Source organism: Saccharospirillum impatiens DSM 12546, assembly GCF_000423605.1.
In the GTDB taxonomy this organism is placed as follows: domain Bacteria; phylum Pseudomonadota; class Gammaproteobacteria; order Pseudomonadales; family Natronospirillaceae; genus Saccharospirillum; species Saccharospirillum impatiens.
Map to the genome: position 1 here is coordinate 14,402 of NZ_AUIH01000001.1, position 13,289 is coordinate 27,690.

Annotated in this window: 10 protein-coding genes; 6 read left to right on the top strand and 4 right to left on the bottom strand. The window is 57.3% G+C overall.

Annotation, left to right across the window (positions count from 1 at the left end):
- Window positions 1–26: 26 nt before the first annotated feature.
- Window positions 27–950, top strand: a complete 924-nt coding sequence (locus G565_RS25615; RefSeq protein ID WP_051207006.1) for a CAP domain-containing protein — start codon at window positions 27–29, stop codon at window positions 948–950.
- Between the two features lie 65 nt (window positions 951–1,015).
- On the opposite strand, the gene G565_RS25620 is transcribed toward G565_RS25615, so the two are convergent.
- On the bottom strand, window positions 1,016–2,665 hold the full coding sequence (locus G565_RS25620; RefSeq protein ID WP_051207008.1) for a methyl-accepting chemotaxis protein: 1,650 nt from the start codon (window positions 2,663–2,665) through the stop codon (window positions 1,016–1,018).
- Window positions 2,666–3,108: 443 nt separating this feature from the next.
- Here G565_RS25620 and G565_RS0100075 point away from each other — a divergent pair, with 443 nt between their 5' ends.
- Window positions 3,109–5,568 carry an EAL domain-containing protein gene (locus tag G565_RS0100075; protein WP_169579599.1) on the top strand — a complete coding sequence of 820 codons (2,460 nt, stop codon included), beginning with the start codon at window positions 3,109–3,111 and terminating at the stop codon, window positions 5,566–5,568.
- Here the strand turns inward: G565_RS0100075 and G565_RS0100080 are convergent.
- Complete coding sequence (locus G565_RS0100080) at window positions 5,552–6,340, bottom strand: hypothetical protein (protein WP_051207010.1); 789 nt, start codon at window positions 6,338–6,340, stop codon at window positions 5,552–5,554. The genes G565_RS0100075 and G565_RS0100080 overlap by 17 nt on opposite strands.
- A gap of 143 nt (window positions 6,341–6,483) precedes the next feature.
- Between G565_RS0100080 and G565_RS0100085 the strand changes: the two genes are divergently transcribed.
- The 4 genes from G565_RS0100085 to G565_RS0100100 all read left to right on the top strand — a co-directional run bounded on the left by G565_RS0100085 (window position 6,484) and on the right by G565_RS0100100 (window position 9,669).
- The gene (locus tag G565_RS0100085) at window positions 6,484–7,083 is read left to right on the top strand and encodes an alpha/beta fold hydrolase (RefSeq protein ID WP_342662954.1); all 600 of its coding nucleotides are present in this window, start codon (window positions 6,484–6,486) and stop codon (window positions 7,081–7,083) included.
- A gap of 214 nt (window positions 7,084–7,297) precedes the next feature.
- A complete protein-coding gene (locus G565_RS0100090; RefSeq protein ID WP_028669159.1) occupies window positions 7,298–7,762 on the top strand; it encodes an FKBP-type peptidyl-prolyl cis-trans isomerase in 465 nt (154 codons plus the stop codon).
- Window positions 7,763–7,987: 225 nt separating this feature from the next.
- On the top strand, window positions 7,988–9,070 hold the full coding sequence (locus G565_RS0100095; RefSeq protein WP_028669160.1) for a GGDEF domain-containing protein: 1,083 nt from the start codon (window positions 7,988–7,990) through the stop codon (window positions 9,068–9,070).
- A complete protein-coding gene (locus G565_RS0100100; RefSeq protein WP_028669161.1) occupies window positions 9,067–9,669 on the top strand; it encodes a hypothetical protein in 603 nt (200 codons plus the stop codon). Before G565_RS0100095 ends, G565_RS0100100 begins: the two co-directional genes overlap by 4 nt.
- Before the next feature lie 58 nt (window positions 9,670–9,727).
- On the opposite strand, the gene cls is transcribed toward G565_RS0100100, so the two are convergent.
- Together cls and G565_RS22290 are read right to left on the bottom strand one after the other, a co-directional pair.
- The gene (cls, locus tag G565_RS0100105) at window positions 9,728–11,170 is read right to left on the bottom strand and encodes a cardiolipin synthase (RefSeq protein WP_037336876.1); all 1,443 of its coding nucleotides are present in this window, start codon (window positions 11,168–11,170) and stop codon (window positions 9,728–9,730) included.
- A gap of 87 nt (window positions 11,171–11,257) precedes the next feature.
- Window positions 11,258–12,460, bottom strand: a complete 1,203-nt coding sequence (locus tag G565_RS22290; protein WP_051207013.1) for a cyclic di-GMP phosphodiesterase — start codon at window positions 12,458–12,460, stop codon at window positions 11,258–11,260.
- Window positions 12,461–13,289 lie beyond the last annotated feature (829 nt).

Here is a 13,289-nt window from a genome sequence, read left to right on the forward strand (position 1 = left end):
GTTAAAAGGTTAATGAGAATGAATCGGTGATTGGAAAACAGGCGGGATGGCAGGTCGGCTTGGTTGTATGGGTGGCCATGTTGGCCGCGTGCAATACAACCATTGATGAGGCGCCCGCAGCCAGCAATGTTTTGGCAGGTACGCCTCTTCAGGCGCGTTATACCAGTGCCTTTTCAGTCATTGATCACAGCCCGGTTGACGGCGCGGAAAATCAGGCGCTGACGCGGGATATCCGTATCACCTTCGATACCCCATTGCTGATTGAATCCATTACCGATAGCAGCGTTGAATTGTGGCTGGGAGACCAGGCTGTACCCGCCGGCACCGTTTATGTGGCCGATACGCAAAGCATTCGCCTGATTCCTGCCTCTGATCTGATGCCAAATCAAACCTACCGGGTGCAGTTGGACCCACGGTTGATGTCAGCCGAGGGTGATCTCTATGGGGGTGCGCAATGGCAGTTCCGTACGGCAGGACCGGTGGGTGCTACCTCCCAGTGGACACTCGACAACTGTATGGGTGCCACTGAACAAGCCTGGCTGGAGCAGATAAACCAGGCACGCAGCAGTGCTCGTTATTGTGGGCGAGTGTTGCAGGGCGCTGCCGCGGCCTTGAGTTATCAGTGCAGTCTGTCGGTTACCGCGCAGCGTCACAGCGATGATATGGCGCGTCACGGTATTCTCAGCCACCTGAGCAGCGACGGTCAGGATGCTTACGATCGATTGCAGCAGCAAGGGTATGAAGCGAGAGCACTGGGCGAGAACCTTGCCATGACCCTTGCGACTGATGCCCGCGTGGTTCAACAATGGCTGGCCAGCCCCGGGCACTGCCGCAATCTCATGGATGACGATTTTACATCGGCAGGTATTGGGCAGGCGGTTGCCGAAAACGGCGATGTCTACTGGACGCTGAATTTAGCGACTCCGGACAACCCCCAGTTGGATGACTGAGGGTTGGCAGTCCGGTCACCATCAGGTTTACCTGATAGTCTGGTCTTCCCGGTTCCTGACAGGCATTACGACAGTCGATAGCCCGACAACACGGTCTGGACCTGGCTGGATTGATCCACTAATTGGTCGGCTGCCTGGTCGATCTCCTGCGAATGCCGGGTATTTTCCTTCGAGTAATCACTGATCGACACCAGGTGTTCGGTAATGCCTGACACAACCTGGCTTTGCTCCTCAGTGGCGGTCGCAATTTGGGCGCTGATGTCATTGATGTCTTGCATCAGGGCTTCAATGGCAACGAAAGAGGCTTGAGTTTCACTCACGTTCCCGGCAGTTTCCTGAACCATACTAGACCCGGTCTGCATCGCGCTGACGGTTTTATCAACACCTTGTTGCAAACGCTCGATACGCTGCTGAATGTCGGCGGTGGATTGTTGTGTTTTCTGTGCCAGGCTGCGCACTTCATCCGCGACGACCGCAAAGCCCCTGCCTTGCTCTCCGGCGCGGGCCGCTTCAATGGCCGCATTCAGTGCAAGCAGGTTGGTTTGCTCGGCAATGTTGCGAATAACATCCAGCACGCTGGTTATGCTGGTGGCTTCCTCAGCCAAGACATGGGATGCCTGGGTGGCCGTGTCTAGCTGGGATTTGAGTTCATTGACTTTGACGTTAGCCTGGGCTGCGCGCTGGGTGCCGGTTCTTACGTTATCCAGGGCGTCATTGGCGGTGCTGGAGCCGCGCTCTGCATTGCTGGCCACTTCCCGGGCAGAACCGTGTAACTCTTCGACTGCGGTGACGACTTGTTCCAGAGCGCCTTCCTGTTGTTGAGCCAGCGAAATATTGCCTCGGCTTGCCTGATTCAGAATATGACTGCTGTTCTGCAGCTCCTCGTTGACCCGCGTGATGTGCGACATGGATTGATGCAACTTTTCCATCAGGCGATTGAAATGGTGCGCCAACTGGCCGACTTCGTCGGCACGGTCGGAGGCCAGCCGTGCTGTTAAATCGCCTTCTCCGGAAGCCAGGTCGTTCAGCCGGTCTCGCAAGTTGGCAATCGGTCGTGACAAAGACAGTGGCAGCCAGAGCGCAATGGCTACCAGCACGGCCAGGCTGACCCCCAGTTGTATCCAGGACTGGGCAATGGCCTGGCTGCTGATCGCTTCGGCCGCCTGAACCCGCTCAGTGGAATCACTGTTGATTTGAGCCGACAGTTCGTTTTTGGCAGCCAGTGCTTCAGCAAACAGAGGCGCGCCTTCCAGTTCCCCGATTTGCAGGGCAACCGAGGCAGCGCCGCTGTCGGCAAACTCAAGAATCTCGGTGTTTAAGGTTTGCCAGGCTGTCACTGTGGTCGCGAACTGCTCCATTAACACGCTGCTGCTATTGGTTCCAAGTACCTCGGCCGCTTCTCGGGAAAGTGTTAGAGCCTTGTCTGAATCCGCTGTGATGGTTGCCTGGTATCCGTCGAGTTCATCCCGCACCGAGCCCCAGGAGGCCGCCTGAATGTAGGCGCGCTGACCCAGCAGTGCCTGATGCATCAACGTATCCATTTCAGCCAGCGTCAACAACGCTGGCTGATAGCGTTGAATCAGTACGTCGGAACTGGAGGTAACGGTGATCAGGGTGCGCACCCCAATAACGGTGCTGGTCAGGGTGATGGCCAGGATAAGCAGTAAGGGAAGTCGAACCTTGTTGGCGATCGACAGGTTTTTAAGCCAGGGCATAGCATCGGATCCTTGAAAGTTAGAGCACGGAGATAAACGCCAGGTGCGCACTTTGTCACAGTGACAACCTGAATGGCTCGTCAGTGGTTATCATTATCGACAAGTATCGCATCGACTTAAGGCGTATGTTGTTCCATTTCGATAAACGCAGGGTACAGATAGACGGAAAATGGGCGAAAACAGGTGTATTGGTTCTACATTGCTGTGGATTCCAACTAGACTCTGCATTCAGGTCCAGGCCTAGCAGGCAATGGCCTTTCGATTTTTAAGGAGTGGCGCAGGGCGCGAGGCATGTATCGACTGTGACAGCGATGAACCAACCCGATACCGGGATAACAGCAGGGAACGTATCGGCCGGGTGGTGTCATACCTGGCCGCGTCGGCTAGGCCGGTATGGGGTTATGCTGATCATGCTTCTGTCCTTCTCCAGTCAGGCGTCGACCATGACAGTCTGGCCCGACCACGAGTGGCTGACCGAGCCTGATGCAACCTGGCTGGCTGCTCCACATGATCGGCTTGAAGATGTGCAAGCGGATCTGTTTTTGACCAGCCAGGTCAGTTCGCCCATGGTCAGCCGGGATGCTCTGTGGCTCAGATACGATCGGGTGTTGGAGGGTGAAGCCGGCGTACCCCAGTCCTTTATGCTGACCAACGAAAACGTCATTCTGGCCGAGTTCACAGTGTATCTGCTCGACGACAGAGGTCGGCTGATCAGTTCTCATGCGCTGGGCATGAACCAATCCGGATTGGAGCAGGCACGGGCCGTTGAACGGTACCAGGACCGGATGCTGGTACCCGGTCCGGGTGAGTACCACCTGGTGTTGCGACTGTTCAGCTCGACACCGCTGGCTCCCGCATTGCTGGTGTCGCCGGATTCGGAACGCGAGCGATTGAACCAGAACCGCCTGGCGACAGACTGGGTGATGCTGGCTCTTTCGCTGGCCATGTTCGGGTTCAATGCGGTGTTGTTGTACGCGCGGTCCGATGCGACCTATCGTTGGTTCATGGTGTTCCACGTCTTCATTGTGTTTTATTTTTCAGCACTGACGGGGTATGGCCACTTGTTCCTGCCGTTGTCGGTCGTGCAGTTCCTGTCGACGCACATAATGACCATGAATTTTCTACTGATCTTCCTGATCTTCTCATTTTCGATTCCGTTTCTGGGTAAGGGCGCCGCAGACGGCCATTTGTTTCGATTGCCACTGGTGCGCACTCTGCAGGGGGTGAATCTGTTGTGCGCGATGCTCAGCCTGGTGGTGCCCGACTTCTATCTGTTTATACCGTTGGTGCTGTTGCAACTGGTCACCTTCGGTCCGGTGCTGTTCATTTGTACGTTGCAGATTCGGCGAGGTTATGGCCCGGCGGCTTTTTTGCTGGGATCCGTGGCAGTGCAAATCATCGGAGGAGCCATAGGTACTGCGACCTACGCGGGGCAGTTGCCGGTGTCCTGGTTTACGTTGAACGCTTTTTTTGCATCCACGGTCATTGAGCTGCTGTTGATGTCGTTTGCTGTTATGTCACGGATGCGGTTTCTGGAAACTCGTCAGAAACAATTGCTGTTGCAAGACCCGGAAACAGGTTTGCCCAGCCGGGCCTATTTCAGCAAGGTGTTGAGCCCGAATTGGACCAGGCTCAGTGCACACATGTCAGAGCCCGTTGTGGTGCTGATTGAAATTGACGGCATTCGCAGCATGATCCGCCTGTTGGGGCCGACGGTTGCTCATCGGTTGTGGATGCAGGCAACACAGCGCTGGAACCAGTTCCTGCTCAGCCAGTTAGGCGTTATGCCTCTGGCAGGCTACGAGGTGAGCGCCGGCGGGAGCCAGCAACAGCAGGCAGCTATGGTGCTCTGGTCGCGCAGCAGCTTCATGACGGTCTTTGACGCAGCCGATCTGACTGATCTGGATGCCACCATGGCCCCTATGCGCGTGCTGGTGCTTGAGGAAGATGAGCACCGGTTTGAAGTGGAATCTCGCATGGCCGCCTATGCCGTTACCGACCCGTCCGAGTCATTGGATGAATTGCTGCGCAAACTCAACGTCGCACTGATCACGGCCGAGCGGGAGAATCATTACATCCACTATTACACGGATCAGCAAAACGATTTCTTTATTCGCCAGAATGAACTGAACCGGTCTTTGCCTCAGGCGATACAGCGCGATCAGATGCGTTGTCACGTTCAGCCCATTGTTGATCTGGGCAGCGGTGTGGCTGTAGGAGGGGAGTTGTTGCTGCGCTGGCAACACCCGACACTGGGGAATGTCCCGCCCGGTGAATTCATTCCACTGGCTGAGCAAACCCACGGCATCTCCAGTCTGACCCGGGAAGTGCTGCGAGTGGCGGCCGACTGGTTGTTGGAGCACCCGGACCAGAGAGTGTCATTGTCAGTGAATTTATCGGTTCTGGATCTGGTAACCCGGGTTGATGGACAGGATCTGGCTATGCGAGTCGCCGCTACCGATGTCGACGCAACCCGGTTAAAAGTAGAGGTGACGGAGTCGGTGTTGATGGAGAACCCCGATGCCTGCATGGCAATGCTGGATCAACTGCGCCAGCTGGGTTGTCAGATCAGCATCGATGACTTTGGTACCGGCTACAGTTCACTGGCGTATCTGAGTCGTATCCTGCCCGACGAGATTAAGATCGACCGGGCTTTTATCAGCAAGCTGGAAACCTCTGACCTGGACCGGGACATAGTAGCGGCCATTGTCAGATTAGCGCGCAGCATGGGAGCCATTGTTGTTGCGGAAGGCGTTGAGCTGGAAGCGACCCTGAGTGTCTGCGTTGAACTCGGCTGTGATCGGGTTCAGGGCTACCTGATCGCCCGGCCTATGCCGTTGCCCGATTTCAGTGACTGGTTGTCGGTGCACAGTCAGTCCTCAGGCGTCATGAACAGTACCTGACCGGCCAGGCCTGGTTCTGCAGACTGAAAAAAGCGTTTTGCGACAGTTGAATCCGAACGGTTGCCTGAAACCGAAAGCTGGCGGTGTCGACCTCAAACTCGACGCGGTCTTCGACCCGGGCAACACCGGGCTTGAATGGCGGCTGCCAATCCATATCGAAAGCCTCCCACAAGGTTACCCGGGTGCGGATCTGACCATTCAGGTCGGCTTCGGCCGCGTTGTTGATCTGTTGCATCAAACGCCCCAGGTCGAGTTCAAGTTCGGTTTCGTCGCGGGGCAGGGACCGGTTGATGGTCCAGCTTTCGTTGCCACACCAGGCTGTGAAAGACCAGCCCCGGGGGCGGTCGGTTGCACCCCGAACCGATAGAATCAGCTCGTCTTCCCGGTCAAAGCGATCACCGGCAATGCTGTTGGCACCGGCCAGTGAGACGGTTTCCCCCACCGGCAAGGTCAGCTCTGGCAAGCCGGGCACCGATAAGCGGTAGGGGCCGGTTTCCGGGTCAAGCGACAGTGAATAGTCGCCGTCATCCGGCCCGCGGTTAAGGGCCAGCACTTCACCGCCGCGAGTCATTATTTCCGGACGGGATCCATCGGCATCCACCCGGCGATTCCAGAATCCGGTGCGCCATTGAGTATCCAGCTCGACCCGGTCCGGCAACTGACGATAGTCCACCGTCACATCCAGCTCAGTGGTATCGACTTTACTGAGTGGAACGGAACTGCAGCCTGCGAGCAGGAACAGGCCTGATAGTACAATGAGGGGGGTACGCATGTGCGACACTTGTCCGACTAAAAAGGTTTGGCCAGTATAGCAGGCTGTTGAAATTCTCAGTATGGCCGCAACCTGCCAGGGTAACGTAAAGCCCGACGCGGCGTTACGACTGACCCACTGACTGCTCAAAGGGGATGCAAACAATGATGGTCGATGGGCCCGAACACGGCCCGGTCCTGGTGCTGGCGCATGGGGCGGGAGCGCCAATGGACTCGGAATTCATGAATGACATGGCCGCTCGGCTGGCCAGCCGCGGCGTGCGCGTCATACGGTTTGAATTCCCGTACATGGCGGAGCGGCGGATCACCGGTAAGAAGCGCCCGCCAGACCGGGCTCCGCGCCTGTTGGCGCATTTCAGCCAGGTGCTGGATGAGTTGGGCGAGGGCCCGGTCTACATCGGCGGTAAATCGATGGGCGGGCGCATGGCAACCCTGTTGGCCACCGAGCGCGATGTCAGTGGTGTGTGTGTGCTGGGGTATCCGTTCCATCCGCCCGGCAAACCGGAAAAGACTCGCCTGGAGCACTTGCCTCAGGTCCGCTGCCCGGTGCTGATCTGCCAGGGCGAGCGGGATGCGCTGGGGAGCCGGGAGCAGGTCGAGGGATACTCCCTGCCAAAGACGGTGAACCTGAGCTGGTGCGCAGACGGCGACCACAGCCTGAAGCCCCGCAAAGCCAGTGGGGTAAGTCTGGATGACAATCTGGACCAGGCAGCTAACGCTCTGGCCGGTTTTATCGGTGTTTGATGCCCGCTAACGCGTTTAACCACTACGCTTGGTAACGCATAAGCTGCCTGGTTGCCTTTCATGCGGCGCCCGGCACTGGTATTCTTGCCGGCTTGAGCTTCGGATCCGTGCCCGGACCCAAGTGAGACTAACCAGGGCAAGGGCCTGCGCGCGCAAGCACAGGTCTTACATTCTCAGGCTGCAGTACGCAGCCACCTCCAAACAGGAGCCTCTTATGAACATTGCTGCTCAACGTGTTGTATCCATCCATTATGAAGTGAAGGATGAAGACGGCGTTGTCGTGGATTCCTCCGAAGGGCGCGATCCTCTGGTGTATCTGCACGGTAACCAGAACATTATCCCCGGTCTTGAAAAAGCGCTCGACGGCCTGGCTCAGGGCGAAGCCTTTGACGTGCAGGTAACACCGGAAGAAGCCTACGGTGACGTCCAGGACGGCCTGGTGCAGTCGGTACCCATGGAGTCATTCCAGGGTGTCGAAAAAGTGGAAGAAGGCATGGTCTTCACCGCTCAAACTCAGGGCGGCCCGTTGCAGGTAACGGTGACAGCGATCGAAGGTGAAACCGTAACGGTCGATGGCAACCATCCTCTGGCAGGCAAATCGCTGAGCTTTAAAGGCGAAGTCGCAGACATTCGCGAAGCCACAGCTGAAGAGCTCGAGCACGGACACGTACACCAGTAACACAGTGCGTGCCGTAACAGAATGCCGCGGGCGAGGCGCTTTAAGGGATATCACCGTTTGCCCCGCCCCGGGGTTCTTTCGGCAGTTTAGCAGAGCGCTACCGGCTTCTGCCGGTGTGTTCTGATTCGACCAATGCCCGCCTGCACAGGGACCGCGCAGCGAAACCATACCGCAATTTCCCACCTCAGGTTGACAACAGTGTCGGTAAAATATTGGACGAACGCCGTGCCCAGTGATGCTGAGTTACGCAGCCAGTCTCTGCGCCATTGCCTTTGGATTGGTGTGTTTGCCTACGCCCTGTACACCCTGGTGCTTGAGGTGACCGCACCACCGAGTGTGCTTGGCTTGTTTCTGGTGTTCTGTGGCGCCCTGCATGCACTCGCAATCCTTGCGTATTACCTCAGCCGACCGATATTGGCGTCGATCTGGATGATTGCGGTGCTGTTGTTCTGCATTACCGTGATGAACCTGTACGGGTTTACCCGGGAGCAGTCTGCTGAATATTACTTCCTGCTGGTCCCCCCGTTGATATTCATGGTGCTGCCGCCTGAGCAGCGCCAGTGGCAGTTGTCGTTGCTGACGGTAACGGTGGTATTGCTGACGCTGGTGTTTGTATTGCCCCGGGCGTCGACCCCCTGGTTCCCCATGTCGACCGACGATCACGCCAGCTACAAGTGGTTGGATCTGATGGTCTGCATGCTGGCGATGTCAGTGGTGTGCCGCTCGTTCATCACTCGCCTGTTGCGCCAGCGTGACCAATTGGAGCGGTTGGCACTGATCGACCCGCTGACCGGCTTACCCAATCGCAATGCCAGCCTTGAACGGATGGCAACCCTGTACAACCAGGCGATCCGGTTTTCAGTCGTGATTCTTGATATTGATGACTTTCGCGAGGTCAATCGTCGCAGGGGGCAGGAAGTGGCTGACGTACTGGTACGCAAATTGGCACAACGACTGCGAACACACTTGCCGGAGTCGGTGTACCTCGCCCGGGTCGGGGGGGATCAGTTTATGGTGGTCAGTGACCGGGCGATTACCCCTGAGTCGGTTGAATCGCTGATGGCCCGGCTGCAGGAAGTGGTGATTCGGCGCAGTTTTGAACTGGGTAATGGCAGTGAGCGAGTTCGAGTCAGTCTGGGCGGGACCCTGAGCGAGGCAACTGAATCGCCCCAGGCGCTGAACCGCCGTCTGATGCAAGCGCTGGCTCAGGCCAGACTGGATGATCGCAACCGTTTTCTGCTCAATTCCGGTCCTGGCCCTGAGCAATCATTAACGGCTGCCCCGCATACTCGTGCCAACGTCCGATGATTCGGCGCGTCCTGGCCTGGATCGCCATTGCAGCCATGGTTTGGCTGGTGTTTTTTACCGACGGGCAAGGGCTGGTGATGCGATGGCTGAACGAACAGGATCAACCCCATGTGTGGATCGTAGCCGGCACGGCCCTGGTCTATGCCATCGCACTCTCTGTGCCGTTTTTGCCTGCAGTGGAGCTGGGCTGGCTGGTGATGGCGGCTTTTGGGCCTTTGGGGATCCTGGCCATCTGGGCGGTTACACCCCTGGGCTTGCTGCTGGCGTTCAGCATTGGCTACTGGTTACGTGAATGGCCACAGATACAACGGCTGCAGCAGCGGTTCGAGGCCCGTGTAGCCGCGGCAACCAGTGATCGCCCGGGCGATCGAATGCTGCGCTTTGCCAGCGATAAACTGGCCAGTCATCCGTACCTCGCACTGGCCGTGCTGGTTAATATGCCCGGCAACTGGCTGATCGGAGGCGGCGGCGGTATTGGCCTGCTGGCAGGAGCTTCCGGGCTGTATCATCCGCTTAAATTTGTGCTGGTGCTGATTCCGGCCACGGGCGTTATTGCCCTGCTAATGTTGGTTGGGGTCTATACCCGGCCCGTCGGTTAACCATCTTTTCCGATCCGCCCCTCAGTCTGTTACCGCACAGCAGTCTCGAGTCGTATACTCAGAGTAACGGGCTGGCTAGCTGCGCCAGGTTTTCCACGACGCGTTTGTGGAAGCGGCGCTGACGCCACCGGTTCAATTCGAGCCGGTGACTGTGGGTCTTGTACTGGTCGACGACGCCGACCATTGCGCGGCAGAACGCCGGGTCGTCCACGATCAGGGTGGCCTCGAAATTCAGCCAGATAGAACGCATGTCCAGGTTTACCGAACCGATCAGGACCAGGTGGTCGTCGATGATTACGCTCTTGGTGTGCAGCAAGCCGCCGTCAAAGCGCAGTATGTTGATATCGTGGCTGAGCAACTCGTCATAAAAAGAGCGACCCGCGTACTTGGCCAGGCGGCTGTCAATGCGTCGTGGCACCAGCAAGGTCACTTCCAGCCCCCGTTTGGCAACAGACTTCAGCGCCTGCAGCAGGGATTCATCCGGCACAAAATACGGGGTTGTAATGATCACTCTGTGCTGGGCATTGTGCACGGCCGTTAACAGCACTTGCAGCAGAATGTCTTCATCGAAGGCTGGCCCTGTGGGCAGGAACTGCATCAGTGCCGGGCCGTCACTGGCGGCTTCGGGCCAGCTCAGGGCGTTGTTCAGTCGGTGACCGGTTTCCATCTCCCAATCGAATATCATGGTGCCCTGAATAATGGATGCCATCGGGCCTTCAACTCTGACCATCACATCCACCCAGGGTCCAAAACCGCTGTGTTTCTTGAACCAGTCGGGGTCGGCCAGGTTCATTGACCCATTGTAGGCGATGCGATTGTCGATGCTGACCAGTTTGCGATGCTGGCGCAGATCAATGCGTTGCAGGAACATGCGTAGAACGTTGGCGTGTAATACATCCAGTACCTCGACCCCCGCCCTGACCAGGGCCCGATGTCGAGCGCTGCGCAGGAACCGGTTTGACCCAACGCTGTCGAGCAACAGGTAAACGGATACGCCGCGGGCCCGGGCGTCGGTGAGGGCAGCGAGCACTTCCTCGACCCGTCCTTCGGGTTCGAGAATGTAGAACTCCATGAATATCCAGTCTTCTGCCTGCTTCAGGTCGGCCAGCAGGGCATCGAATACCCGGTCCGGTTCACTCAGCAATTGCCAGTTGTGGCCCCGCAAGGCGGGCAGCTTGAGGCTGCCCAGGGTGAGTTCCATTACGGGTCGCAATGGTGTTCCAACCAAGGTGTTCAGCGCATCACGCTCGCCAACCTGATGCAGCCACTGGTTGTAAAACCGGTTCTGGACCATAGCGCGCCTGGCCCGCAACCGACCGAGATATCGTTCGCCGAACAGCAGATAAAAGCCGAAACCGGCCAGTGGTAGGATGTAGATCAGCAGCAGCCAGGCGAGGGTGACGCCCACACTGCGCCGGCGCATCAAAATGCGAAAGCTGAGCGCGATCAACAGGGCTATGTAGAGCCAGAGGCCCAGGGTCAGCAGCCAATCCCAGGTCATGCGAGTCCAGAGGAGGTCAGGGGTCTGGTGAGTGTCGGCCATTGTGCGACAGGGTACAAGGTTGATGTTAGTAGAGCCGGAGGGTCGTTAGCGTGCCGCCTGGGTTCCCAACACCAGTTGACGAGTATAATCCTGCATGAAAATACCGTAGCTGCCGTCGTGCAGCATGGTTTTAACCCGAAACAGTGGCTTGCCGTCGTTGCCAGTCAGGTATTTCAGATTGACCACGCGCTCGCTGACCGGCTGTTTGTTGCGGTCACGGACTACCGCGATTTTTGGCAACAATCGGGCGTCGTGGTTCTGGCCAATGACCACGGCGACTTCACCGCTGCTCAGCTCGATCAAAGTACCGATTGGATAGACTCCCATCAACTCGATGAACTGATCGACCAGTGCCGAATCGAATTCCGTGGTGCGCCCTTTGTACAGCACCCGAATGGCATCGTAGACGGTGCGCTGTTGGGCGTAGGGCCGATAGCTGATCATGGCGTCGAAGGCGTCGAGTATGTGTATCAGTCTGGCACCTAAGGGTACCTGGCCAGCCAGTTTCTGCACTGGATAGCCTTGTCCGTCGGGTCGCTCATGATGGTAGTAGCAGGCGGCGATCACGTCCTGCCCGAACCCGGATTTTTCCAGCAGGTAGCGCGTCCATTTCGTATGCTCGCGAAACAGTTGCCATTCCACTTCTGTCAGCGGCCCCGGTTTGTTCAGCAACGATTTTGGAATGCGCAGTTTGCCGAGATCGAACAGCAGACCGGCCAGCCCGACGGTACGCACTTCATCCCGGGGCCAGCCGCAATGAATGCCAAACACCATACACAGCAGGCTGACGTGCAGGGCATGCTCATAGGTATAGTCGTCATGGCTTTTTACCCGTGACAACCAGGTCATCGCCGGAATGTTGTCGATCAGGGCGGTAATACACTCATCAACCTGCTTGCCCAGCGTTTCCGGGTTCAGCGAGTGGCCTTTGCTCAGCCCGCGCATGGCTTCTTTGACGTGTTTCAGCGTTCGGGTGTAGGTCGGCAGTACACTGCGCAAGCCCATTTGCGCCATATCCCGGTCGAAAGAGGCGGGCAAAGTCGGTGCGGGTTGGGACTTGTCGGGTCGGGCTTTGAACGTGACCAGACTCTTGCGGGTATCGACACACACCTGACTGCACAGGCTTTGTACCTGGTGCAGCATCTCCCGGTTTTCAATCAGGAAACCCTGCATCAGGAAGGGTGTTCCCAGCCAGGGTCTGTCTAACCGGCACACGAACATCCCGACCTGCAACAATGCAACAGGCATGCGAAGTGTCGTGTCGGAAAGACGTTGACTGTATTGACTCAAATCTGATGTTCCCAGGTTAACGAAATAATGTGAACCAGATCACTTTATTACACGCAGTTATAGCAGAAAACAGGGTGTCTGCGCCAGATGCCGAAAAACTTTACGTCTCGGACAGCGGCTCATGCGAACGCCGAGTCGAGGGCGATTTGGCAGGCTGTTGATGTTCGCGGAATGTCGGCGGCCTGCTACCGGAATATGGACGTTCCGGCAAAATCGATGACTGTTACGTCATTGATTTTGTGAGAGAAGCAAACATCGCAATCTTTGCTTCTCGTGTGTTGAAACAGGCAGCAGGCCTGTTTCAACAACCTGCTAGGGAGCCTCTGAACAACTCCCCCAGGGCTCTGCGCGAGCTAAAACGTTCTGCCACAAGGCGCACTTCGCAGCGCAATGGCCGTAGCCCTTGTCAAGAAGTGCAACGCCGGGGCAGGACGTTTTGGCCGCGCCCTACGGGTGGTGCGGCATTCCGACTTTCCGAGGAACGTTGCCACCGCGTTGGACTCATTTGAAAGGTCTAGACATTCCTGCATGAGTCCGTCGGGATGCCGCACCACTGCGGCAACGTCCCTCGGATAAGCCAGAGCCCCGGGGGAGTTGTTCAGAGGCTCCCCAGAGTATCGGCCGCAACGGCGGTTTTTGCAGTAGGGTTTGGTAGGCGCCTTGTGGTCCATTCGTAAAGTTCTGTTACTGAGGAGCGACGCCAGCAAGTGTTAGCGGGGTCGTTCGGAGCGAGCGAGCACGGCGTGCAGCCAGCGCACTGGCAGGTGGCGTAAAAAGGCGACAATCA

What these genes read in the sequence shown, in the direction of transcription:
- G565_RS25620 (WP_051207008.1), bottom strand. Translation starts at nt 2,665, where the DNA reads ATGCCCTGGCTTAAAAACCTGTCGATCGCCAACAAGGTTCGACTTCCC.
- G565_RS0100075 (WP_169579599.1), top strand. Translation starts at nt 3,109, where the DNA reads ATGACAGTCTGGCCCGACCACGAGTGGCTGACCGAGCCTGATGCAACC.
- G565_RS0100080 (WP_051207010.1), bottom strand. Translation starts at nt 6,340, where the DNA reads ATGCGTACCCCCCTCATTGTACTATCAGGCCTGTTCCTGCTCGCAGGC.
- G565_RS0100085 (WP_342662954.1), top strand. Translation starts at nt 6,484, where the DNA reads ATGATGGTCGATGGGCCCGAACACGGCCCGGTCCTGGTGCTGGCGCAT.
- G565_RS0100090 (WP_028669159.1), top strand. Translation starts at nt 7,298, where the DNA reads ATGAACATTGCTGCTCAACGTGTTGTATCCATCCATTATGAAGTGAAG.
- G565_RS0100100 (WP_028669161.1), top strand. Translation starts at nt 9,067, where the DNA reads ATGATTCGGCGCGTCCTGGCCTGGATCGCCATTGCAGCCATGGTTTGG.
- cls (WP_037336876.1), bottom strand. Translation starts at nt 11,170, where the DNA reads ATGACCTGGGATTGGCTGCTGACCCTGGGCCTCTGGCTCTACATAGCC.
- G565_RS22290 (WP_051207013.1), bottom strand. Translation starts at nt 12,460, where the DNA reads ATGCCTGTTGCATTGTTGCAGGTCGGGATGTTCGTGTGCCGGTTAGAC.